General features: G+C 61.2%; 21 protein-coding genes. 16 read left to right on the forward strand and 5 right to left on the reverse strand.

All coding sequences use genetic code 11. The features are described 5' to 3' along the window. Positions 1-5: 5 nt before the first annotated feature. The 7 genes from stbB to AB4Y42_RS39705 all read left to right on the forward strand — a co-directional run bounded on the left by stbB (position 6) and on the right by AB4Y42_RS39705 (position 6,350). Entirely contained in the window at positions 6-740 is a 735-nt protein-coding gene (gene stbB, locus AB4Y42_RS39675; RefSeq protein ID WP_368697333.1) for a StbB family protein, read from the forward strand. Then, a complete protein-coding gene (locus AB4Y42_RS39680; RefSeq protein WP_133189209.1) occupies positions 737-1,228 on the forward strand; it encodes a hypothetical protein in 492 nt (163 codons plus the stop codon). The genes stbB and AB4Y42_RS39680 overlap by 4 nt, the downstream gene beginning before the upstream one ends. A 39-nt stretch (positions 1,229-1,267) precedes the next feature. Next, positions 1,268-1,603: a killer protein gene (locus tag AB4Y42_RS39685; protein WP_342925288.1), complete on the forward strand. Its 336-nt coding sequence runs from the start codon at positions 1,268-1,270 to the stop codon at positions 1,601-1,603. Positions 1,604-1,665: 62 nt separating this feature from the next. Beyond that, positions 1,666-2,067: a plasmid mobilization relaxosome protein MobC gene (gene mobC, locus AB4Y42_RS39690; protein ID WP_368697334.1), complete on the forward strand. Its 402-nt coding sequence runs from the start codon at positions 1,666-1,668 to the stop codon at positions 2,065-2,067. A gap of 1 nt (position 2,068) precedes the next feature. Further along, a complete protein-coding gene (locus tag AB4Y42_RS39695) occupies positions 2,069-5,089 on the forward strand; it encodes an LPD7 domain-containing protein (RefSeq protein ID WP_368697335.1) in 3,021 nt (1,006 codons plus the stop codon). Between the two features lie 338 nt (positions 5,090-5,427). Beyond that, positions 5,428-5,883: an antitoxin Xre/MbcA/ParS toxin-binding domain-containing protein gene (locus AB4Y42_RS39700; RefSeq protein ID WP_368697336.1), complete on the forward strand. Its 456-nt coding sequence runs from the start codon at positions 5,428-5,430 to the stop codon at positions 5,881-5,883. Then, entirely contained in the window at positions 5,880-6,350 is a 471-nt protein-coding gene (locus AB4Y42_RS39705) for an RES family NAD+ phosphorylase (RefSeq protein WP_368619014.1), read from the forward strand. The genes AB4Y42_RS39700 and AB4Y42_RS39705 overlap by 4 nt, the downstream gene beginning before the upstream one ends. Positions 6,351-6,419: 69 nt before the next feature. Here the strand turns inward: AB4Y42_RS39705 and AB4Y42_RS39710 are convergent, their stop codons facing one another. Then, positions 6,420-6,821, reverse strand: a complete 402-nt coding sequence (locus tag AB4Y42_RS39710; RefSeq protein ID WP_368697337.1) for a DUF6283 family protein — start codon at positions 6,819-6,821, stop codon at positions 6,420-6,422. 195 nt (positions 6,822-7,016) lie between these two features. Then, positions 7,017-7,445, reverse strand: coding sequence for an H-NS family nucleoid-associated regulatory protein (locus tag AB4Y42_RS39715; protein WP_368697338.1), 429 nt, complete (start codon positions 7,443-7,445; stop codon positions 7,017-7,019). A gap of 508 nt (positions 7,446-7,953) precedes the next feature. Here AB4Y42_RS39715 and AB4Y42_RS39720 point away from each other — a divergent pair. Then, a complete protein-coding gene (locus AB4Y42_RS39720) occupies positions 7,954-8,589 on the forward strand; it encodes an H-NS histone family protein (protein WP_368697339.1) in 636 nt (211 codons plus the stop codon). Positions 8,590-9,160: 571 nt separating this feature from the next. Here the strand turns inward: AB4Y42_RS39720 and AB4Y42_RS39725 are convergent. The 3 genes from AB4Y42_RS39725 to AB4Y42_RS39735 all read right to left on the reverse strand — a co-directional run bounded on the left by AB4Y42_RS39725 (position 9,161) and on the right by AB4Y42_RS39735 (position 11,057). Next, positions 9,161-9,352 (reverse strand): hypothetical protein, encoded by a 192-nt coding sequence (locus tag AB4Y42_RS39725; protein ID WP_368697340.1) that lies wholly within the window; start codon positions 9,350-9,352, stop codon positions 9,161-9,163. A gap of 374 nt (positions 9,353-9,726) precedes the next feature. After that, positions 9,727-10,242 carry a hypothetical protein gene (locus AB4Y42_RS39730; protein WP_368697341.1) on the reverse strand — a complete coding sequence of 172 codons (516 nt, stop codon included), beginning with the start codon at positions 10,240-10,242 and terminating at the stop codon, positions 9,727-9,729. A 377-nt stretch (positions 10,243-10,619) separates the two neighbouring features. Beyond that, positions 10,620-11,057: a hypothetical protein gene (locus AB4Y42_RS39735; RefSeq protein WP_368697342.1), complete on the reverse strand. Its 438-nt coding sequence runs from the start codon at positions 11,055-11,057 to the stop codon at positions 10,620-10,622. An 819-nt stretch (positions 11,058-11,876) separates the two neighbouring features. Here AB4Y42_RS39735 and AB4Y42_RS39740 point away from each other — a divergent pair. The 8 genes from AB4Y42_RS39740 (at position 11,877) to AB4Y42_RS39775 (ending at position 22,371) form a co-directional block, all read left to right on the forward strand. Then, a complete protein-coding gene (locus AB4Y42_RS39740; protein ID WP_368697343.1) occupies positions 11,877-12,137 on the forward strand; it encodes a hypothetical protein in 261 nt (86 codons plus the stop codon). Positions 12,138-12,321: 184 nt separating this feature from the next. Beyond that, the gene (locus AB4Y42_RS39745) at positions 12,322-12,642 is read left to right on the forward strand and encodes a hypothetical protein (protein ID WP_368697344.1); all 321 of its coding nucleotides are present in this window, start codon (positions 12,322-12,324) and stop codon (positions 12,640-12,642) included. 472 nt (positions 12,643-13,114) lie between these two features. Beyond that, entirely contained in the window at positions 13,115-13,411 is a 297-nt protein-coding gene (locus tag AB4Y42_RS39750; protein WP_368697345.1) for an H-NS histone family protein, read from the forward strand. Positions 13,412-14,247: 836 nt separating this feature from the next. Beyond that, a complete protein-coding gene (locus tag AB4Y42_RS39755; RefSeq protein WP_368697346.1) occupies positions 14,248-14,439 on the forward strand; it encodes a hypothetical protein in 192 nt (63 codons plus the stop codon). A gap of 1,729 nt (positions 14,440-16,168) precedes the next feature. Beyond that, positions 16,169-18,673, forward strand: a complete 2,505-nt coding sequence (locus AB4Y42_RS39760) for a glycogen/starch/alpha-glucan phosphorylase (protein WP_368697347.1) — start codon at positions 16,169-16,171, stop codon at positions 18,671-18,673. A gap of 507 nt (positions 18,674-19,180) precedes the next feature. Continuing rightward, the gene (gene pdhA, locus AB4Y42_RS39765; RefSeq protein ID WP_368697348.1) at positions 19,181-20,269 is read left to right on the forward strand and encodes a pyruvate dehydrogenase (acetyl-transferring) E1 component subunit alpha; all 1,089 of its coding nucleotides are present in this window, start codon (positions 19,181-19,183) and stop codon (positions 20,267-20,269) included. Continuing rightward, on the forward strand, positions 20,262-21,242 hold the full coding sequence (locus tag AB4Y42_RS39770) for an alpha-ketoacid dehydrogenase subunit beta (RefSeq protein WP_368697349.1): 981 nt from the start codon (positions 20,262-20,264) through the stop codon (positions 21,240-21,242). The genes pdhA and AB4Y42_RS39770 overlap by 8 nt, the downstream gene beginning before the upstream one ends. Positions 21,243-21,246: 4 nt before the next feature. After that, the gene (locus tag AB4Y42_RS39775; RefSeq protein WP_368697350.1) at positions 21,247-22,371 is read left to right on the forward strand and encodes a dihydrolipoamide acetyltransferase family protein; all 1,125 of its coding nucleotides are present in this window, start codon (positions 21,247-21,249) and stop codon (positions 22,369-22,371) included. Positions 22,372-22,390: the final 19 nt, after the last annotated feature.

The raw sequence follows: 22,390 nt of genomic DNA on the forward strand, positions 1-22,390 counted from the left end.
TCGAAATGAGTATGGCTATCGTGAACTGTTCAGGCAACGTCGGCAAGACTACCGTGACCCGCGAACTGCTCGCGCCAAGGCTGCCGTCCATGTCGGTACGCCAGATTGAGTCAATCAATACGGATGACTCGGCCGGCCCGAAGGTCGAGGTGATGATTGCCGCGCGCTTTGACGAACTGCATGACGAGCTGATGCGCGGCCGTGATCTGCTGGTCGATATCGGTGCATCGAACGTCGAGGAGTATCTCAACCGCCTCAATGGTGCCAAAGGGGCTCAGGAGGATTACGCGTGCTTCGTTGTGCCGGTCGAACCGGAGAGCAAGCAGATGAAGGACTCCATGAAGACGATCAACATGCTCGCGGATCTCGGCGTCGAGCCTGGGCGCATCCGTGTGCTGCTCAACAAGGTCGATCTGGTCAGGAGCGAGGACCGCGAGGTAACGCTGCGCCGGCACTTCGGGCAACTGTTCGAACTGCATGAGAGGGAGCAGATTTTCGAACTGAATCAGGATGCGCTGATCCCAAAGAACGACGTGTTTACGCTTGCGGCGGCCGCCGGTCGTACGATCCACGATATTGCGACAGACGGGGTGGACTACAAGGCGCAGCTGATCGACGCTGCGAGCGCCTCTGAGAAGGACCGTCTCGTGAGGCTGGTTGGCCTCAAGCGCAAGGCGCTGTCGATCAAGCCGTTGATGGATCAGGCGTTTACCGCACTGATGGCAGGGGTCGATGCATGAACGAGCCGACGCCGCAGCCGGATCACGCCGGGCGAGCGTCTGAGCGCCTGGGCCAGGTGATCGCCACGATGCCGGCGTCGAACGAGCTGGCCGTGCTCGCGGAGATCCTGATCGAGCAGATGAAGGTCGTGGATGCGCAACACCATGTTGTCGCGCTGATGGAGTCGACCGACCAGAAACTGACCGCGACGGTGCAGGCGCTGCGCGAGGAGAACACGCAACTGACGAAGCTGCTTACGCAATCGCGCCAGGCGTTCATCGGCGAGGTGGCCGCGAAGGCGGCTGACCAGGCGCGACGTGCGGCAACCGCGGATGTCGTGGACGAACTGGCGCGGCTGCGGGCTGCCGTTGAATCGCGTGGTCGCGTCGTACCCACGAATCCGGCGGTTGCAGCAACCGGTTCGCTCGTCGCCTTCATGGGCATTGCGTTCTGCGCGGGCGCCGCGCTCATCTGGGTCGTTGCCCGTCTGGCACACACGCTCACCTAGCCGAAAACCACCGCATCTCATGGAGGGGAACCTTAGATCATGAACGCAATGAAACGACGGTCGATTGCGGCCGCGCTGTGCAGCGCGGCACTGGCCTGTGCGCTCGCCACGCCGTCGTCGCACGCCGATGATAACCAGGATGCGTGTGGCGCGGTGCTCTGTCTTGCCGGTTTGATCATGGGTGGCAATGGCGGCAAGACATGCGCCGAATACGAGGCGGGCTACTTTTCCATCGTCCGCTTTCACCACGGTCACTTCGATGAGGGCGGCACGGCCAACGCGCGAGGCGATTTCCTGAACCAGTGCCAGTCGGCCGGGAGTGACGTGAAGGGGCCAGTCAATTCGCAATACGGGCGAACCCAGTACGGCCCCTGACTGTTGCACGCCGGCGGCAGCAGTTCGCCGCCCGATGTCTCTCTGGTAACGGAAAACATGCGATGAGCGCAGACGATCTCAATGTTGTGGCGCAAGCCAGGCGCCGTGGTCGCAAAAAAGTGCAAAAGGCGCTCGGCAGGCCTGTCAGCACGAGGCTCACCGACGACCAGTGGCAGGTCTTCAATGAAAAGGTCGCACGCTCCGGCATGAGTCCATCCGTTTTTTTGCGCGAATGCATCCTGACGAACCGCACGCAGATCGTCGCGCGTCCACCCACGACTGTTGAGCGGCAACGGATCATGTACGTGATCAACAAGACCGGCAACAACCTGAACCAGCTGGTCCACGTGGCGAATACGGCGCGCGTGGCTGGCCAGCTATCCGAATCCACGTTTGTCGCCCTGGTCGACGAGCTGGAATTGATCACGCAACTGCTGAAGGCCCATCTCCATCGTGTTGATTAGAGTGGACGGCCGTCACGACGGCGTGAAGCAGTATCTCGAGGAAGGCCGCAAGGTCGGCCGCGACCTGGATCGCGACGACCTTGATGAACGTGTGGTGCTCGCCGGTGATCTCGACCTGACCGACGCAGTGATCCAGTCGATCAATGCCGCACCCGGTGTCGAACGTTACCTGTCCATCACGCTCTCCTTCAAGGAGGATCACGTCGCCCGGGAAACGATGTTTCAGATCGTCCGGGAGTTCGAGGCGTTCGCGCTGCACGCCTACCGCCCGGACGAATACAGCTTCTATGCCGAGGCACACCTGCCCCGGATCAAGAGCTATGTGGACCAGCGGACTGGCGAACTGGTTGAGCGCAAGCCACACATCCATATCGTCATTCCGCGCTGGAACCTGCTGGCTGAAAGTCACCTGGAACCGCTCGGCTACGTGCGCTCCAACCTGAGCTTCATCGACGCGTTCCAGGAGCATGTCAACGCGCAGTATGGCCTTGCGAGTCCGAAAGACAACCGGCGCACGCTGCTGACCGACGCATCAGAAATGATCAGCCGCTACCGTGGCGACCTGTTCCGTGCCAACAGTCGCGAGCTGAAGGAACAGATTCTTGACGCGGTGCTGGATCGCCAGATAGAGACCCATGCGGATTTCATGGCGCTGCTGCACGAGTACGGTGCCGTGCGCATGCGCAACACCGGTCTCGACAGCGCCTACCTGAATGTGAAGCCGGCTGGCGCCGACAAGGGCGTGAACCTCAAGGAATACGTATTCACGCCTGAATTCATCGCACTGCCGACCGCTGAGAAGCTGCAGGCGCTGTCGGCAGATGCGGCCGACCGTTATGAGGCTGGCGTTGCGCCCAGACGCACACCAGCGCACATAGCGGCCGTGCTGGATGAGTGGTACACCACCCGCGCACGCGAAGTGAAGTATCTCAACAGCGGTAGCCGTCAGTACCAGCGTTACCAGGAATCCTCGCCTCACGACCGCGAACTGATGCTTGTGGATCTTGAACGCGGCTTTTACGCACAACATCTGAAGGCACATCATGAACGAGCAGACGACTCCCTCCCAAGCCTCGGAGGACATCTTCACAGAAGCGGACGCACATTTGAATTCGGCGCCCAGCCGCCCGACGCAGTCGACGGGACAGGCGGGCGCGAAACAGAACTCGACACGTCCGAACCCTTCGACGATGGATACGGCGGGCTCGATGCCGAGTTTGACCTTATCCCAGGTGGGGCGTACCCGGCGCCCGAACCCTTCAACGCTGTGCGAAACGTGCCCGGCCGCCCTGTGGACGGCATCGGACATCGATCTGCAGTGCTATTGCCGCATCATGCGTTTCACCAGCTGGAGCCAGACGGCACCGTATCCGCGCACGGCCTGCGACGGGCTACAGATCGCGATGGAGAGCCTGCAGCGCAACGAGTAGGGCACGCCGCCCCCTCAGTCGACGGGCTGGACGCGTACCACCGTGCGCTTGAGAGGCACTATGCGTTCGGCGATCCGTTCGACGGCCTGCCAATGATGCGGTCGCATCCGGCATGGACACCATCCGGCATGTCGCCGCCAGGCTGGTTTTCCGGCAACCGGCGAGACGCGTTTCCAGACCGGTTCGACTCGATCGACGCGTCGTTCGAGTTCGAGGCAGGCCGGCCAATCCTGCGGACGCCGCACGCATTGGCGGTTGATGCTCCACCGTACCGGTCGCGCCGCTCTCACACCGACGACGCCACGTATGCCACACCGCGACACACGGGGCGCGTCTCGGACAGCGTGGTCTCGCAACTCGCGCGCGAGCTGCGGCAGCGTGATGAGTCAGGTAGTCAGCACGCTGAGTTTCGTGAGATTCGCCAGGGTCTTGATGCCCGTCGCCTGCTTGCCGAACTGTCGCACACGCACGGCGTGCGGCCCGCGAAATATGCGGTCACGACGGGCCGCGACGGCGCCGATCGCATCCGCGCGGGCTCGCGCAACCTCAACGTGTCGGACTTCCTGACTAAAGAACTGAATCTGTCGTGGCGTGAAGCCGCACCATTGCTACGCGCAGTGTATGAGCGACAGCAGGCCGGTGAGCCGGTTCCGGCTCCACGCGAGCTGCCACGCGCGGCGCTCTGGCGTGAATACTCGGTCGCGCGCGAAGCGCATGTCGTGGCCCGTAGCGACGCGTGGCTCACGCAGCGCGCAAATGAACAGTGGCGCCGCGCTGAGATCCGCGCGGCGTTCGACACCAGGCGCGCGGAAATCCGGCAGGATGTGCGACTCACACCGGCTGGCCGACGAGCGGCGACCTCACTCGCACGCGCCGGGCAACTGGGCCGCGACGACGCGCTGCGGGAGTCGATCGCACGTGAGCGGGCGGCACTCAAGGAAAAATTCGGAGCCGCAGGCGGCCCGAGCTTTTCCGGCTGGCTGCGCACACGAGCGGAGCAGGGTGATGAGCGTGCGCTCGAGGAGTTGCGACGCACTGCGGGCCCGGAGCGTGTATCGGGCGCGGTCAAGGTCGATGCCGGGATCGGCGGCGAGGCGTTCAACGTGATCCGGCCGAACACGCCACGGCAGCACGCGCAGGACGAATACAATGCGATCATTTTCCGCTCGCCGGGCCTATCCTGGTCGGTCAACGAACGTGGCGACGTTACCTACCGGCATGACGGCCGCGACATTGTTCGTGATCGTGGCACAAGCGTTCAGGTGCTGCAGGCGGAGCGGTCCGCCATCGAAACCGGGCTGCGGCTCGCGCAGGGCAAGTTCGGCCGCACGCTCGAACTGACTGGCGACGACGCGCACCAGATGGCGGCCGCGAGGGTGGCCGTGGACGCCGGGCTGCGCGTGCAGTTCAGCGACGAGCGACTGAACCGGGCGATGGATCAGTATCGCCACGCTCGCGTCGACCAGCAGGTGCTGGACGCGCTCGGCACGTCTGGTGCCTGTCCGCCCGCCGATCCACTGCCGCAGGCGCACTCCGATCGACCGGCACAGGATTGGCCGAAGCCCTCCGAGGACGGTAAGCCGACCCTCTGATGCTCGATCGGCCCGGCAACTCCGCGTCGAGCGCCTCGTGTCCGCTCGTCACCGTGCGGCCGTGCGCCGAAGCCAGTTGCGAGGCTCGCCACAGATCGGGATGGATTGCCTCGACGTCCAGTAGTGGCTACGGCATGCTGCCCCATAAAATACTGTATCGAAGCCGCTCTATTCTGGAAAGTCACGCCGGAGGCGCCGGTCGGCTGTGCGGGGCCGCGGGGACTGGACTTGCTGCAAGTGGCGGTCGCGCGCAGTCGGCGCAGCGCAGACAGCACAACAGGCAAGCGCAATCTGTGGCAAAATGCCCGTATTGATTGGGCATTCTGCTTGGAGGGTCCATGGCTACCGTTGAATATCGTCCCACTGGACGGGTCAACCCGCGGCATACCGAGTTCTCGCTGCTGGGAAACCTGCTCCAGGCGCACATCCGATCCGGCAATGACCTTGCTGCGCTCGCGACCGAGCGCGTCGGCGTGGAGGTGCTCGACCGCCTGGGCGAGCACGGCCTCAAGGCCGAAGAGCTGCTCTTCATCATTCCACGTCGAACGCTCTCACATCGTCGCCAGAATGGTGAGCGGCTCTCGACTGACGAGTCGGACAAGGCCATCCGCCTTGCAAGGATCGTTGCACAGGCGGAGACGGTCTTTGGAAACCCGGAAAAAGCCATGAACTGGCTTCGCGGCAGCAAAGAGCGATTCGCCGGGAAAACGCCGCTCGAGATGGCCGCAACTGAACACGGTGCACGGCTCGTCGAGGACGCACTGGTTCAGATCGACGAGGGGTACTTCGCCTGATGGAATTCTGGAGGATCAGTAATTACGCGGATCTTCGCGGCATCGGCGGGTTGAGGGCGTCTGGCCGGTGGCATTATCGGGGGCAACCCGTCGTTTATCTGGCGGAAAATCCCGCGCTTGCGCTGCTTGAGACCATGGTGCACCACGAATTCGGGTCCCCGCAGGCGTTGCCTGATAACTATCAACTGCTTCGCGTGGAAATTGCGGAGGGCGCCGCGATCGCGGAACTCACGGCGAACGTGATCCCGGATGACTGGCGTGAGAACGCGGACTGGACGCAGGCCGCCGGTAGCGAATGGCTGGCAGCCGGGCAGGAACTGCTCCTCAAGGTTCCAAGCGCCATCCTCCCTCATTCGTACAACTATCTGTTTAATCCCGCCCACCCCGGAGCCGGCTCGGCGATTGTCGCGGAAGTGCTGAAAGTGCCATACGATCCGAGAATTCGGGCTATCCTGGGTGATACGTAAGCACGGCCGACTTACTGGAGCCCATTCGCGCAGCGGGCTCGATGATCATCACCGGGGCAGGCAGCTGGATCACCCGATTTTCACTGCAGACTCATCTTCTTTGGCCTCGTCTTCAGAATTCGACGTTGCACGCAGCTTGTCCAGCACTTCCCGATAGCTGTCATGCAGCTCCGGCCAGTCTACGCCAGGCTCCAGTGCCGCCGAATCAAGTCGACCAGAGACTACTGCCATGCGCACTGCGGGATGGCAGTGTCCGACTTTCGCCAGCCATCCCGCGCACGCGAATTCCTCTCCTTCCCTGGATTGATGGCACGCAAACAGGCTGTCTCCAAAGTCGGGCCCCATGCCGCGGTCATCAGGGCACGTATCGGCCAGCTTCTCTGCCAGAGCGAGATCGAAGTTTGGAATATCTCCTGCACCCACAGCGCGACGCCAGGGACACGATGCGCAAGGTTTTCCTGATGTTTTCATGATTCAACCGTTGCCCTTAACGTGGACAGACTCCGGAATTCCAACTTCTTGCGTCCAGAAATGGGCGCAGCCTTTCACCCTGTAACAGAATATGTGTTCCTTATCTGCCAGGAATGAATTCGCGTAAGCGTCGGCACCGATAGGGTAGTGAAGGTCATTCCTGACGCTGGATTCTAGCTGGTTCCGGTTCAGCTCTCAGGCGCCAACGCCCTCTGTTTTGATTTTCGCCAGTCTGGTGCCGGCAAACGGGTCGTTGCGCCAGTCGGCACCGGCGCGTTTGCCTGGTTCCTGGGTCGATGCCGAATCAATTGCAAAATGTTCAAGAGTCTGTCCGGCGCTGGTCGCCTGAACTACCCATTGTGGCGGGGCGCCTTTGCCGTCCCATGAATTGCCAGAGGCGTCGCGGAAACGCACTGCCCGCAACCGCTCCTGATCTGCCGCAATTGACGTGGCGATGTCTTCCGGTTTGATTCCAAATTCATCCATCCGCCGCCGTAGATAGGCAACGATGCTTTCGCGCTTTCTTTCATCCATTCGGTGTACTCTCCGCGCAACAATCTGTTGTTGAGCAGGTAATTGCAAATCGCGTGCCGCCAGGATACCACGCGACCCAACGCTGCCCATGCTGCAGGCGCGAAGAGGGTGGAGCACTTTTAATCGTTTTGCTGGGAACGGCACACGGCAGGTGTCGCGACTGGCGACCGGTGTGAACCCAGTATAAATCAATCCGCAAGCGACGCCAGGTTTGCCTGCGCACCTTACGTCATCTTTTGTAGCGCGAACAATTCATCGTGTAGAACGAAGAGGGGCTTCGTTCACACGATCGACGATGCGTGGGTACATGTCTGGACAATTGAGAATTGAGTACTTTGCTGCAAGGTAGCATTCGAACGAAGGAGCGTTGTAGTACCCGCAGGCAACACTGGACGCAGCTCAATTTTAATCTACAGTGACATTTTAAATCGCTGCGCACCGTGCGATCAATTTGCACGAGCGTACTGATGAAGTCATAATCACGACCGCGACGATGGCGTCAATTCTGACGGGCAGACCGAACTTCGAAGTGCCTGGGAAATAAGCCAGGGAAGTTCCAGGATCGCATGGACGGTAAACCCCACAGGGAGGAATAGATATGGTTACCTTGGACGCAATCAACTCGAAAATTGCAAAACTCCAGAAGCAGGCAGTAGCGATTGCCGAAAAGCAGTCGTCGGTGGGCCTGACCAAAATCCGTGAGCTGATGCAAAGGCACGGACTGACTGTTGCTGATATTGAAGGTTTTGTCGCTAAACGACGCGGACGCAAGCCGGCTACGGGTGCGAAGGCAGCAGCAAAAGCCCCGCGTGCCGCCGTGCATCATGTTGCGCCGAAATACGCGGATCCGAAAACGGGCGCGACGTGGTCGGGCCGTGGCCTGGCACCGCTCTGGATTCGCGATGTCAAGGATCGTTCGAAATTCCTGATTGAAGCCGGTGCAACGGCAAAGGTCGCCGGCGCCAAGGCGGCTCCCGCGAAGAAGGCGGCTCCCGCGAAGAAGGCGGCTCCTGCCAAGAAGGCTGCCGCGAAACGTGTCGTGGCTAAAAAGGCAGCGAAGACGACGATCGCGACGAAAAAGGCTGGCCGGGCAGCGGCTGTTCCGGCAAAGGGTGTGCGCGGTCGCAAGGCTGCAGCACCCGCGAAAAAGGTTTCGGCACCGCGCAAGGTTGCAGCCAAAAAGGCACCGGCCGCAGTTGAGACTGCAGCGACGCCTGAAGTCGCAGCAGCGTAACGGGTAACGGGCGATCCAGTCGTAGCTGGCGGAGCAAGATGCCGAACGCAGTGCATTGGCGTCCCGCTACGACTGATCACTCAGGGCCCTTTGCGCGTCGCCTTCGTCAGGGCGACGCCAAATATGCACATGCGGAAGCGCGGACACTGATCCGCGCGCCTTGAACCCCATGCCACACCGTTTCGAGCTTGTTTCTCTGGCGTTGCCGGCTGATTGTCCACCGGAGTCGGTTCCTTCGGCGGTCAGTCGGCTGATCTCGCTCGCGTGGCCGGGCATGAGTCGCGCACAGCTCGTGGACCGTGCCCGGCGGCTCGACATGCGCGCTTCCCTGCGGGTGCAGCCCGGCATTGGACCGGATGGGCTGATGCAGTTCAGGCTCACGCTCAGCTTTGCGGATGAGCATTTCGTTCTGGTTGCCCACGTACGTCGTCTCACTCGCCGACGCGCAGGCGCACGACGCCAGAAACCGTCACTGCCTCCAGCGCGCGATATCAGGCAACAAAGTCTTTTCTGAGTTTTTTCGAGGCCGCGCAACAACGCCCCTCGTCAGGCAGGTGTCACCGCGGGTCTGCTAGAGAATCCTGAGATTGCGAATCTTTCCTATTGTCGGAGAGCGTTCGACGATCAGGCCGGTGATGAACTCCGGCAACAGCGCGCGCGGCACGTTCGCGGGAATATCGGTCACGAGCTGCGAGGGCACCTGAACGATGAATTCTTCCGGCGCGGACGCCAGGCTATGTTCGTAAGCGACGCGAATTTCCATGTTGTTTTCTTTCGGGGACGTGGTTGTCAGCCGCACATTTGTCGCGCGCAGGACTATGCAGCGTTGTGGACGCAGTGTAGCGCGGGATACACGCGTCCCTGTTGCGTTGAGCGTTACTGGATTGTCTGTTGTGAGCGTTTGCGCGCTTTCGCACGTAATTGCAGGGTGTGCTGCTCGCGATCCACAAACCCTCGCGACGCACGCGCTGGGGTTTGGTCTCCATCTATGGTGGCTGGTTACCATCGGGCTGGCGGGAACCAACCGTATGACGTTTGCGTGCGACCTTCTCACGCACATACGTATCGTTTTCCGGCGAGCTTCGACGCACGTTGCGCTAACCGATCCGTGATTCCGGCACGCGATCCGACGTGAAGTTACCGTGCAACCTGGAGTTGACTGTCGTTGGTGTGCGTGTCTCTCGCAGCCAGATCCACAAGTTTTCCAAGATGATCGCTCGCCCGGACAACGATCTCCATCCGGGTCGCGCAGAGCTGGCGGTCGTACTCGTTAATCACGGTGGTGAGTCCCACGATCAACGATTCGGGCACTTGCCACACTCCGGTGTGATCGGCCTCGCTAAGTACCTCTCCGAGGCCACGCTCAACGCACTCGACCTCCGCGATATCGATCTGTCCATGTCCCGCCCGGGCAATGTAGCTCGTGATGATAGCCACCTGCGAGACAAGATTGATGAGGGAGCGGTCCGCCTCACCATTGCGCAGACGCTCAAGCGCGATCCGTGCACGCAGTGCGAGATCCGAGGCTTCGTGGCGGGGCATCGGGAGAAAGAGCGACTTTGCGTGCGTTCCGGCAACTGGCCGACGCGTGGATCGAGAGTTCTTCTTGTTGGGCATGTCCGACAGGCGGTTGATCTGGATTTGACACGTCATATTGAGATCGTCACCCCGGGATCAAGAGCGACCACCCGATTTAATTTGCATGATCGGTCAGCGAGTTCGGTGGCGGGTCCAGACGAAAGCGGCCGCCCAGTGTGATGATTCCGGCGGTCCTCCATCACTCCGATGAGTTCGCCCGACGCTGCGCAGCGGACAAACTCATCGGAACGGCGCGTCCGCGCAAGACTGTGTGCCGCGCGGCGAAGCTTCCTGGTCAGGTGGGACTCCCGGGCAAACAGCACCGGGAATCATGAGTACCGGATGCAACTAACCGTCAATCGCCACTACGAACCACGAACGCCTGTCGGCGGCAAAAATCGACGTGCAGCATGGCACTGACCTACCAGAGCGTACGTCGCGGCCAGGTAACGTTACGGAGCAAGTGAGAAAGCACCCAGTTCGGACGTACGGGTCAGCAGCGCCCGGTGATCGAGATACAACACGTAATCCGACTTGATGACCTTTTTAACGCTTGGCGCATACCAGTAGGTTTCGGTAAAAGGCGCGTCGTACAGGCGATCAAGCCGTTTGGCGTTCACCCCATGGCTGACTATCTTGTAGGCGTCAAATGAACCAGCCGGTACCCGTACCCGCTCGAACGCAACGATTTCGTCGTGGCCGCTGACATCAATGGTTCCGATCGTGAAACGCCGGACATGATGAAAGTCCCAGCTCTTTCCCACAGTCATTGGGAAACTCAGCGTTCCATTGCTTGGCTCATACGTTGTTCCGTTGCCATCCCGCGTCAGGTTGCCCTGATTGTCGTAGTGGTTTTCCTTTGGGGGGCCGCCGTTCCACGAAGACGACATCGTCGTCTGCGTCTCTGTTACTCCTACTACCGTCACAACCAGAGGGGTCCCGGAGCTGGAGTCAGTTCGCCCCCATATGAAGGTCCACGTATCGCCGACCTTGTAGCTCGGCGCGTCAGCTGTGGGTGTGCCGGGTGTACTTGCTGGCGCCTGCGCCGTGCAGGGATTTGTCAGGCAGCCGAGCAACAGTGCGGCATGGCACGAATGCCTCGTGAGCAATGAGAGGTATGGCGCGCTGTGAACTTTCACGAGTAGGCTCCTGACTGCGATTACACACGAAGACCTGACGTCGTGAGTTCGAAGTTCTTTTCATTATTGTTCTTTGTTGCGTTTGCGGACGAACTGTTGCTATCGGGCAGCACGAGGCTGCGGGCCAGCTAGCAATCGCCCAAAATGCGTGCGCAGGTACCTGCGCTCTCCTGACTGCGTGGCCACGGTAAAATTGGTCATGTGGAAGGCGTGCCGTCCGAAAGAATGTCAGTCTGGCGTGATGTTGTGGACGAGGCATTGGAGCGGCAAAACACTGACTGCAGCGCCGCGCGCACATGTGGCGAAGGTATACCCGGAATGCAGGGGCAAGATGGCACAGTACCTCTCGTCCAGGGCGGATGTTGTGAGCTAACGCGAGAACGAGTGTGGCGATGACGTGCCTCACCGCGCGATCGCGGCGGCCGGAACTGTCTTCCGGGTCGACTTTTGTGGCACACCCGACGAAGCCAGGAGTTTGGCCGGTCGCTGGGACTGTCGATGCCGCATATGGAGGTAGCAGGGACAACGCGAACTTGTGCTCGACTGCTACCGGATAGACAGGAAAAAAGTGTGACTCAACCTTACTGCATTGACGTATCGTCGCTGGGCGATACCGTGTGGGTGACCGCCCATGACGGCTCGTGTGTGGGGCGATTCAGCAAGCGCTTCGGGATCGACGTGCATCGAACGGTGACCGAACAGCTGGCCGGTGCGGATCAATGTCTGCACTGCACGCATGAGCGGGCCGGAGAAAGCGAATGGCAGGTATTTCGCGAAGCCGTGCTTCGGCACCACGGGATCGATGTCCCGTTCGACGCAATCCGGTTCTAGAAAGTAAAACTGGATGACTACGTTACTGGCGTGTTCGTGGTCGCTGTCAGGTGATCAGTTGCGCGAACTTGCCGCCGGTGTGATCGGGACGTCGCCAGGCATGCCGCTCCCGCCTGAAATGCGAAAATGATTGAACAGGTGATGCCTCACACGCGCGGCATGAAGCATTGCAGGAGCAGAAGCAATGGATGATGAACTGAAGGCAAGGATCGGCGTTATCGCGGGCAAGCTTGTTCAGGAAGTGATGGCCAGCGGGTTGACGTGGGATGAGGCGGCCGCTGCATTGGGTCTGGCCGCGAAAGCCGTCGCGCAGGCCGCAGCGGGCGCGGGTCATGGACCGGCGTCTGAATGCGTCGCACTCGCACGTCGTCGTTTCGAGGATGCATTCGCGCAGGATGTCCGTGTCATCGTCGCGGATGGCAGTGCGCCAGAGCGCGACGCCGGGGTCGACGAGAATCCGCTCCTTGCAACTGCACGCCGTCGCCAGGCGTCCAAGCTCCATTGACCCAAAAGGCTGTTCTTTAGCAGACCCGGCGCTGCAGCTCCAGCTGCAGGGATTCGCGCGGAATTCAGACGGGGCCCGTATCGGTTCACAGGGTCTGCCACTAACCGTCCGACGCGGGGGGCGCTTCTATGCCGGCCTTCCCTTCCTGGCCGCCGCGGTGCGATGAATTCCGGCTTTTTGCGCGATCATCCATGGCGTTTCACCACGCTTGCCTGAGGCTGCGCATGAAGCATCCGGCTTTCCATGAATCTGCATACGGCCGTAGCCTGCAACGGCTTTGTTCCTCTCCATCGTGATTCATGACGCGCGAGCGTTCGCCATTATCGATGTGGTCGCGAGGCACCTCTGTCTGCCGGAAAACCCGCAGACACCAGCCTGACGCAATGCCCGGCGACCATCGTCCCGGTTCGGATCAGCGACATGCGAAAGTCACTATCATGACCCAGTGATTTCCAAATGCGGGAGACGCTTCGTGGCAACGTACAGGGAACTGAAAGCGCAGATCGCCGAGCTGGAGAGTCAGGCGGCAGCAGTCCGTCATGAGGAGTCTGAGGCCGTCCTCGCTGATATCCGTGCGAAGGTGGCCGTTTTCGGATATACACCTCAGGACATCTTTGGGCGTCGCCGCGGCAGGCCAAGACGTTCAGACGGTGCGCTGCCTGCGAAATACCGTGATCCGGCAAGCGGCGCCACCTGGTCTGGCCGAGGGCGCGCGCCAAACTGGATAAAGGATGCGAAGACCCGCGACCGATATCTCATATCGCGCTGAATGCCAGCCGGCGCCACACGTATTAATCCGCTAAAGTTCGTGAGTCGGCCGCCAAAAATGCTTGCATGACACCATGAGCTACTGAATTCTCCCTGGAACGATCCTGTCCGGGCTGAAGCGTGGGCGCTGGAAGCCAGCATCCGCGCGATCAGACGCGCTCAGGGCAAGCGCAATCCAGAAGACTTCCCACCCGGTAGCGCGCAATGTCTCGGAATGATGGAAGAGTTCGTGCGCGATATCGGTCGTGTGCTTTCGCTCGATATCAGCAACCTTGAAGGGGACGACGACGGCCATCTGGACGGGGCGGGTGCAACGGGGTAAGCGTGCCGCGTGAGGCAATGTTTTCCCCAAGGCGCGCCAACGATTTGTTCGCGCGACGCATCGTCGTAGGGTTCTGCCCTAGCGAGCCAGGGAGTTGTCCAGCGCAGATTCTTCGAGGTCGCCATGAACGAGGCGGCGACGCGTGTGCTGCAGATCCAGCGCGCGTTGCATGACGGGCTCCGAGCCGGGTACTTCAAACTACACTTCCAGGCTAAATTCCCAATGCACTTGATCGAGGCTGTACGATCCTGCAGATTTGGCGCAGGCGCTCGCACGCTGAAAGCGGGCGATTAGTCTGGCTTTTTTGGGGCGTACACCGCGCCATGCAATGCACGCAGTGGCAGAGCGCTCCCGATATGCGGGACGACCCGAATTGATGCGCCAGGGGCGCACCGCCTACCATCAACTCCCCGCACCATATCGCGGCGACTGCACCGCCGGCAGCGCATTTCAAAAGCGCGCGCCTGAGCCGACGAGATCCATACAGCACCTACCGAAGCTATCAGGAGGCAAGCATGCTTAGCGCCCATGAGTTTGCGACATTGATGCTGGTAAGGGACTCGGCCGACCACATTGCGGACCGGGAAGAACTCGATACCTTGCTTGAACGCCAGCTGGTCGCCCTGGAGACGCTTGACGGGACCGTACGGCCTCGCGTTACGCGGGACGGCGATTCGCTCCTTCGTAACCTCGCGCGCCTGCACTGACACGGCTGATACCGGGGCGCGTGACAGGGCGGTGTAATGCCTGGGTCGTCGCGGAACCACCGGTTAGCATCCGTCAGGGATGCCAAAAGCTGCGTGCTTTCCGCGCACTGAGCGCATTCGATTTGTGAGGCGCGTGCGCTGTCACAACAACGGCATCGCCAGACTGACCGACTGCCAAAGAACTTTTCTACGCCGCGAAGATTCTCGAAGTCCAGAGTCCCCCTGCGTTCTGGGATCCGGCATTTCAACAGTTTCGCGTCGGCGAGCGGGCGAGTGAGTCGTCGCTGGCTTACGTGGACGTTTCGACGGCGCGCGACAGGCGCAAAGCCCGGCACGTGCGCGTCCGTTTGCCGTAACAGGGAAGAGCTCACTGTATGTTGTGAAACTGGTGTGGAACGACCATACTTCCCTGTAACGCGCCCTCCCTCCCAAATTCTTCAGATCCGCACGGCACAGGGATGCTCGAGTCGCATATTTTAAGGCCCGTCACGTAGGCCAGGACTCCCAAAGTCGATGCTGTTACCCGACGCGCCATTGCGCGAAATGCGTTGCCCGTCGTGTCCTGCTCCACGGGTGTAACTGCGGTCGCAGGCGGGCAGGCTGGCGCGCTTCGCCTCAACGGGAAGGCGCGGTTGAGCCAGCCCGAACCGCAAGGCGGATCCAGTATTGGACGATTGTCTCCGGCATCGTCGCAAGACGCACCGTGGCATCCGCACCTTCGAAGTCTGGAGGGATGCATCCCACCGTTCCTGACCGGGGACGCTGACCACGTTGGCGTGCCGCCTGTCACCCAGGCTCGTGCGTCGCGCTACTCGTGCCGGTTCTTGACGGAGACGGTCATACAGGGGCCATTGAATAGCGGGCGCCGGGCAAGGCAGCGCATCACGTGCGCGGCGTGTTTTTTCTGCAGGCCTCGATCGTCAGGGGCATTGCAAATTGTCAAACAATTGACCGGGGATTCCAGCCTGGCGGTCGTCAACATCTCGTGGACGGCGATTCGGTAGCGCTCACGTCAGTCGCTGGTGGAATGAATGGACAGCGTATTACGGAGCGGATGGTGCAGGAAAACGACTCTTCAGGAATGCGAACCTGAACGAATGGGCCAGTACGGCCAGCTTGCGCGGCTGGAGTGCCGCTTCGCGGTAACCGTAAGCCGCAGGAGGGCAGCGATGACGACGTTGATACGTAGATACTTCGTGTGCGTCAACGGACACGACGGCGAAGAGGTGGCGTGCGATGACGATGAACCGTACTCTTCCCAGTGGGACTCGATTCGCACGACAGGACTGGTGAACAACGGCAGGGACTCGCACGGATACGCCTGTTATACATGCAAGACGTGCGGCGAGCTCATGTCGGAAACCGGGAAAAGGTGATTGATAGAAAGCCAGAATCGTGGTTCGACGTTCTGCATGGACGTGCGCGATCGACTGCCGCAACCGGAATTTGAGAAACGGTAAGTTTGCGTCATTCTCTTCATCAATCGGCTAACAGGCTTCGATGTCCTGCATCTAGTGAGACCCGATGCCCGCGCGCAGGCATCGGGTAACCCTCGGCGTGCTAAAGCACGCGGACGGGGCGACAGACGCTGGCCTGGCGATGCGCCGGAACACGAATTCGAGACGCCGGCGATTCGTCAGCCGGTGCGTGTCGAGAAGTACGACCATGAGGTCGCGGACCGGGCCTGGCCCGAACAGATCCTTGAATCGATGAAACCTGGGAAAGCAATGTGGCCTTCACCCCGACGTCAGGCGCGAACCCTCGCATCGAAGCTGCGCGTAGCGGCCTGAGCAGCGACGCGCTGCAGCGCGGCGTGCTCGACAATCTTGTCTGCCTGCAGGCCCGTACACCGGGCATAGCGACGCCGCACGACTGGTACATGGCGCTTGCCTATAGCGTGCGCGACCGGCTGCTTGCCCGCTGGGCTGCAACGATCCAGACCTATGCCGGGCGCGATTTACGGGTGGCGTGCTACCTCTCTGCCGAGTTCCTGATTGGACCGCAACTGGGTAACAATCTCGTCAATCTCGGTATCGAAGACAATGCGCGTCACGCGATGCAAGCGCTCGGTCAGGATCTCGACGAACTGCTCGCGCTCGAAGAGGAGCCTGGGCTTGGAAATGGGGGGCTCGGCAGGCTCGCGGCCTGTTATCTGGATTCGCTCGCGACGCTCGAAATCCCGTCCGTGGGCTATGGCATCCGCTATGAGTTCGGTATCTTCAATCAGGAAATTCGCGATGGCTGGCAGGTCGAAAGCACCGACCTTTGGCTGCAAAAGGGCAATCCATGGGAGATCGTGCGCCCAAACGTGAACTACTACGTCCCGTTTGGCGGACATACTGAAATGTGGAACGACGCGCAAGGCCGCCTTCGCGTTCGCTGGCTGCCTGCGCGCATGGTCAAGGGCGTGGCCTGTGATACGCCGATGCCCGGCTTTCGGGTCAATACGTGCAACACGCTGCGCCTGTGGAAGAGCGAGGCTATCGAGTCCTTTGGCCTCGAGGACTTCAATGCCGGCGACTACTACCAGGCCGTGCAGGAGAAGGTGATCTCCGAAACGCTGTCCAAGGTGCTCTATCCGAATGACGAGCCTGAAGCCGGCAAGCGGTTGCGCCTTGCGCAGCAGTACTTCTTCGTCTCGTGCTCGCTACAGGACATGCTGTGTCTGCTCGATCTGAAGGGCGAACCCGTTTCGCGCTTCGCCGAGATGTTCACCGCCCAACTGAACGATACGCATCCTGCCATCGCTGTCGCTGAACTGATGCGCCTGCTGGTGGACGAGCGGCTGCTTTCCTGGGAAGAGGCATGGGACATTACGCGGCGCACGCTCGCGTATACCAACCATACCCTGTTACCCGAAGCGCTGGAGACTTGGGGATTGCCGCTTTTTGGGCGGTTGCTGCCGCGTCCGCTCGAGATCATCTACGAGATTAACCGTCGTTTCCTCGACGAGGTGCGGCAGAAATATCCTGGTGACGAGGCGCGGGTGGCGCGCATGTCGATCATTGACGAGGTGGGCGAGAAAAAAGTGCGCATGGCCCACCTGTCGACCGTCGGTTGCCAGGCCGTGAACGGTGTTGCAGCGCTGCATTCCGCGCTTCTCACGCAGACCGTGCTACGCGACTTTGCGCAGATGTGGCCCGAACGTTTTCTCAACGTCACGAACGGTGTTACGCCGCGCCGGTTCATTCTGCTCGCCAATCCGGGCCTTGCCCGGCTGCTTGACGAAACGGTGGGCGCAGGGTGGGTCGCCGACCTCACGCGCCTTCGGAAGCTGGAGGCGTACGCCGACGATCCGGCGTTTCGGGAAAAGTGGCGTGCAGTCAGGCGGTCGAACAAAAAGGCGCTGGCGGAGCGCATCAGCGACGTGACGAACGTCATCGTGGATCCCGACGCGCTCTTCGACATTCAGGTAAAGCGTATTCACGAGTACAAGCGACAGCATCTGAACGCGCTTTACATCATCACGCTTTACCAGCGTCTGCGCCTTGATCGGGAGCGGGGTTGTGTGCCGCGCTGCTTTATCTTTGGCGGAAAAGCGGCGCCTGGCTACAGGATGGCGAAACTGATGATCCGGCTGATCACGGGCATCGCCGAGGTCGTGAACAACGATCCCATCATGGAGGGCCGGCTGAAGGTCGTGTTCCTTCCCGACTTCAATGTGAAGAACGCGCAATTCATCTATCCGGCCGCCGATCTGTCAGAGCAGATCTCAACGGCCGGCAAGGAAGCATCCGGCACCGGCAACATGAAATTCATGATGAACGGCGCGCTTACGATCGGAACGCTGGACGGCGCCAACGTCGAGATCCGCGAGGAAGCGGGTGAGGAAAACTTCTTCCTGTTCGGTCTGACTGCCGAACAGGTGGAATACGTCAAACGCGAAGGCTATCGACCCGCGCAATATGTCGAAGGCAATGCGGAGTTGCGCGACGTGCTGGACCTGATTGCCGGTGGATACTTTTCGCGTGGTGACCAGCAGGTGTTTCGTCCACTCGTTGAGAACCTGATGCGGGTCGATCCATTTCTCGTGCTTGCCGATTACGCCGACTATGTGGCGTGCCAGGAGCGTGTGAGCGACGTCTGGAAAGACGAGGCACGCTGGACGCGCATGTCGATCCTCAACACGGCGCGCTCGGGAAAGTTCTCGTCGGATCGCGCGATCCGCGAATACTGTGAACGGATCTGGAAAATTGCTCCCGTGAGGATCGATCTTGGTCAACCCCGATATTGAACATGGTCTGCGCGAGGCAGTGCGGCACAGATCGCGGAGTTATAAAGTCGGGTAAATATCCTGCGTAGAGTTGTCCATTGCCCCTCGCACAACGCACTAGTCGAAATGCTCACCAATCACGATAGACCTGGAAGCGGCACGCACTGACGGACGTTGCTCCTGGAGCCTTCGTGCGTTACGTCAGGCTCAGTCAACCGGGCGCAGGCGCGGAGACAGCGCAGGCGCCCCGCACTTCGGGTCCATCGTCAAAGAATGGCGGCAAACCGCCCCTTTCGGTGGCGAATGCGGTGGACGGCGCGGCCATTTCGGGGGTGGAAAGATTCTTGCCCGCACCTGGCAGCGCATCAAGATCAGGAGCGCGGCTGCTGTGCAGCATATATGGTACGTAGATTGCACGTGCCGTATTCCATGTGAATGTGCGGGATCGAGTCCTGACATCGGTGGCGCATTGCACAAACAAACAGGCATCAGAGCGCCTACGATGTGTGAAACAGCCAGGAGGCTGTCATGACCACGGTTGCGAGTTTTCACATCGACTATATGCAGTATCTCGGTCCTGAGGGTGAACCCGTGCGTCCTCTTCCGGGCTTCGCGAGAGACCCAGCCGCGCTCCTGCCGCTGTATCGCGCGATGGTGGTGACGAGGGCCTTCGACAGCAAAGCGGTTGCGCTGCAGCGTACGGGCCAGCTTGGCACATTTGCATCGTCGGTTGGCCAGGAGGCTGTCGGCGTCGGCGTGGCCAGTGCGATGCGCCCCGAAGACGTGCTGTTTCCTTCGTATCGCGACCACGCGGCTCAATTGCTGCGCGGGGTCACGATGACAGAAAGTCTGCTTTATTGGGGCGGCGACGAGCGTGGAAGCGATTTTAGAGTGCCCCGCTTCGATTTCCCGAACTGTGTGCCGATCGGGACGCAGATCTGCCATGCGGCGGGTGCGGCCTATGCGTTCCAGTTGCGCCAGGAGCCGCGCGTTGCAGTGGCGCTTTTCGGCGATGGTGCCACATCCAGGGGAGACTTTTATGAGGCGATGAATTTTGCCGGCGCGTGGGGCGCGCCGCTCGTGCTCGTGATCAACAACAACCAATGGGCGATTTCGGTGCCGCGCAGCCATCAGAGCGCCGCACAAACACTCGCGCAAAAGGCGATTGCCGCGGGAATCGATGGACTGCAGGTCGATGGCAACGACGTGATTGCGGTCCACCACGTCGTTGGGGCGGCACTCGCAAAGGCTCGGGGCGGCGACGGTCCGACCTTGATCGAAGCGCTCAGTTATCGCCTCGGCGATCACACGACGGCCGACGATGCCACGCGCTATCGCGACGCCGAAGTCGTCAGCAAGGCGTGGGAATCCGAGCCGCTGCGCCGTTTGCGCACGTACCTGATCCGTATGAACGTTTGGGACAAGGCGCGTGACGAGCAACTTGGCAAGGCGTGTCACGCACAGGTCGAGCAGGCTGTCGAGGCGTATCTTGCGATCGCCGCGCCGGACGTGTCCTCGATGTTCGACCGTCTCTATGAGGCGCTACCGTTTGCCATGCGCGAGCAACTGGCGATGGCGCAGCGATTTGCGCCTGATGCGGAGAACGGCGATGGCTGACCTGAACATGGTCGAGGCGATCAATGCTGCGCTCGCCTGGGAACTTGCGCATGACCCCGCTGTCGTGCTGCTTGGAGAAGACATCGGCGTGAACGGTGGGGTGTTTCGCGCCACCGCGGGCTTGCAAACACGCTTTGGCGCACAGCGCGTGGTCGACACACCGCTTGCCGAAACGGCGATCGCCGGCACGGCGGTCGGCATGGCCGCAATGGGCCTCAAACCGGTCGCGGAGATTCAGTTCAGCGGCTTTATCTATCCGGCCATCGACCACCTGCTGAATCATGCGTCGCGTCTGCGGCACAGGACGCGCGGACGGCTCACGTGTCCTCTCGTGGTCAGGTCACCAGCCGGTGCGGGCATCCACGCGCCGGAGCATCATTCCGAAAGCCCGGAAGCGCTGTTTGCTCACATACCGGGGTTGCGCGTCGTCACCCCGTCGTCGCCCGCGCGCGCCTATGGCCTGCTGCTGGCGGCGATCCGCGACCCCGATCCGGTCATCTTCTTCGAGCCGACGCGCCTCTACCGCCTCTTCAGGCAGCCAGCGGAGGACAACGGCGAAGCGCTGCCACTCGACTGCTGCTACGTGCTGCGGGAAGGGGCGGACGTGACGCTGGTCAGTTGGGGCGGAGCGTTGCAGGAAGTCCTCGGGGCCGCCGATCTGCTCGCGCAGGAGGGTGTGATGGCGGAGGTGATCGATGTGGCCACGCTCAAGCCGCTCGACATGGACACTATTCTTGCGTCGGTAGCGAAAACGGGACGCTGCGTGATCGTGCATGAAGGATCGCGCACGGGCGGCGTGGGCGCGGAAATTGCCGCGGGTATTGCCGAGCACGGACTCTATTCGTTGCTTGCGCCGGTGCAGCGCGTCACGGGATATGACGTGGTGGTCCCGCTTTACAGGCTCGAGAGTCAGTACATGCCAGGCACCGGGCGCATCGTTGCCGCGATCAGGCAGGCGCTGGAGGCGCAGTGAAACCATGAAGATCTTCAAGCTGCCCGACCTGGGCGAAGGCCTCCAGGAAGCGGAAATCGTCGAATGGCACGTCAGGACCGGCGACGACATTCGCGCGGACCAGCCGCTCGTGTCGGTCGAAACGGCAAAAGCCATCGTTGAGATCCCCTCGCCGCAATCCGGACGCATCGCGAAGCTGTTCGGCGAGCCGGGCGACATCGTGCATCTGGGGGCACCGCTTGTCGCTTTCGAAGGGGACAGAGAGGGTGGTGAGGATGCCGACGCGGGCACCGTGGTCGGCCATATGGAAGTGGGCCGGCAACCGGTGCAGGAAGGACCCGCTGCGCCCGGCATTGGCACGGGAGCGGGGCCTGGCGTTATCAAGGCGATTCCCGCGGTGCGGGCGCTTGCCCGCAAACTGGACATCGATCTCGCGATGGTGACGCCTTCCGGGCCGGAAGGCGTCATCACGGCGGCCGACGTACAACGGGCGGCAAAGCTGCTCGCAGAACTCGGTCCGCCTGAAGTGCTGCGCGGCGTGCGGCGCGCGATGGCGCAGAACATGGCGCGCGCCCAGAGCGAAGTGGCGGCCGCAACCGTGATCGACGACGCCGACATACACGCGTGGCCACCGCACACCGATGTGACGATCCGCCTGATTCGCGCGCTGGTGGCCGGGTGCCGCGCGGAGCCGGGACTGAACGCATGGTTCGACGCCAGGATGGCACGGCGCCATGTGCTTGGGAAGATCGATCTCGGCATTGCCGTTGATCTGCCGGAAGGCCTGTTCGTCCCGGTGCTGCGCGATGTCGCGCATCGGGACGCGGCCGGCCTGCGCGCCGGACTCGACCGGATGCGTGCCGATATTCGCGCACGCAAGATTCCGCCTGAAGAGATGCGCAGCAACACGATCACGTTGTCGAACTTTGGCATGATCGCTGGCAAATATGCAGCTCCGGTGGTGGTGCCGCCCACGGTCGCGATTCTTGGAGCCGGGCGGATGCATGACCAGGTCGTGGCGCACGAGGGTGCGCCCGCCGTGCACAGGATTTTGCCGCTGAGCCTGACATTCGACCATCGGGTCGTCACGGGCGGAGAGGCTGCGCGCTTTCTTGCTGCAGTCATCAAGGACCTCGAGATGGCGCAATAACTGGATGCCACGGTCGGTC

The organism is Paraburkholderia sp. EG286B, assembly GCF_040965655.1.
GTDB lineage: Bacteria > Pseudomonadota > Gammaproteobacteria > Burkholderiales > Burkholderiaceae > Paraburkholderia.

Bases quoted from the DNA above. Each gene is read 5' to 3' on its own strand.
- stbB (WP_368697333.1), top strand. From the start codon at position 6: ATGAGTATGGCTATCGTGAACTGTTCAGGCAACGTCGGCAAGACTACC.
- AB4Y42_RS39680 (WP_133189209.1), top strand. From the start codon at position 737: ATGAACGAGCCGACGCCGCAGCCGGATCACGCCGGGCGAGCGTCTGAG.
- AB4Y42_RS39685 (WP_342925288.1), top strand. From the start codon at position 1,268: ATGAACGCAATGAAACGACGGTCGATTGCGGCCGCGCTGTGCAGCGCG.
- mobC (WP_368697334.1), top strand. From the start codon at position 1,666: ATGAGCGCAGACGATCTCAATGTTGTGGCGCAAGCCAGGCGCCGTGGT.
- AB4Y42_RS39700 (WP_368697336.1), top strand. From the start codon at position 5,428: ATGGCTACCGTTGAATATCGTCCCACTGGACGGGTCAACCCGCGGCAT.
- AB4Y42_RS39710 (WP_368697337.1), bottom strand. From the start codon at position 6,821: ATGAAAACATCAGGAAAACCTTGCGCATCGTGTCCCTGGCGTCGCGCT.
- AB4Y42_RS39715 (WP_368697338.1), bottom strand. From the start codon at position 7,445: ATGGGCAGCGTTGGGTCGCGTGGTATCCTGGCGGCACGCGATTTGCAA.
- AB4Y42_RS39720 (WP_368697339.1), top strand. From the start codon at position 7,954: ATGGTTACCTTGGACGCAATCAACTCGAAAATTGCAAAACTCCAGAAG.
- AB4Y42_RS39725 (WP_368697340.1), bottom strand. From the start codon at position 9,352: ATGGAAATTCGCGTCGCTTACGAACATAGCCTGGCGTCCGCGCCGGAA.
- AB4Y42_RS39730 (WP_368697341.1), bottom strand. From the start codon at position 10,242: ATGACGTGTCAAATCCAGATCAACCGCCTGTCGGACATGCCCAACAAG.
- AB4Y42_RS39735 (WP_368697342.1), bottom strand. From the start codon at position 11,057: ATGTCGTCTTCGTGGAACGGCGGCCCCCCAAAGGAAAACCACTACGAC.
- AB4Y42_RS39745 (WP_368697344.1), top strand. From the start codon at position 12,322: ATGGATGATGAACTGAAGGCAAGGATCGGCGTTATCGCGGGCAAGCTT.
- AB4Y42_RS39755 (WP_368697346.1), top strand. From the start codon at position 14,248: ATGCTTAGCGCCCATGAGTTTGCGACATTGATGCTGGTAAGGGACTCG.
- pdhA (WP_368697348.1), top strand. From the start codon at position 19,181: ATGACCACGGTTGCGAGTTTTCACATCGACTATATGCAGTATCTCGGT.
- AB4Y42_RS39770 (WP_368697349.1), top strand. From the start codon at position 20,262: ATGGCTGACCTGAACATGGTCGAGGCGATCAATGCTGCGCTCGCCTGG.
- AB4Y42_RS39775 (WP_368697350.1), top strand. From the start codon at position 21,247: ATGAAGATCTTCAAGCTGCCCGACCTGGGCGAAGGCCTCCAGGAAGCG.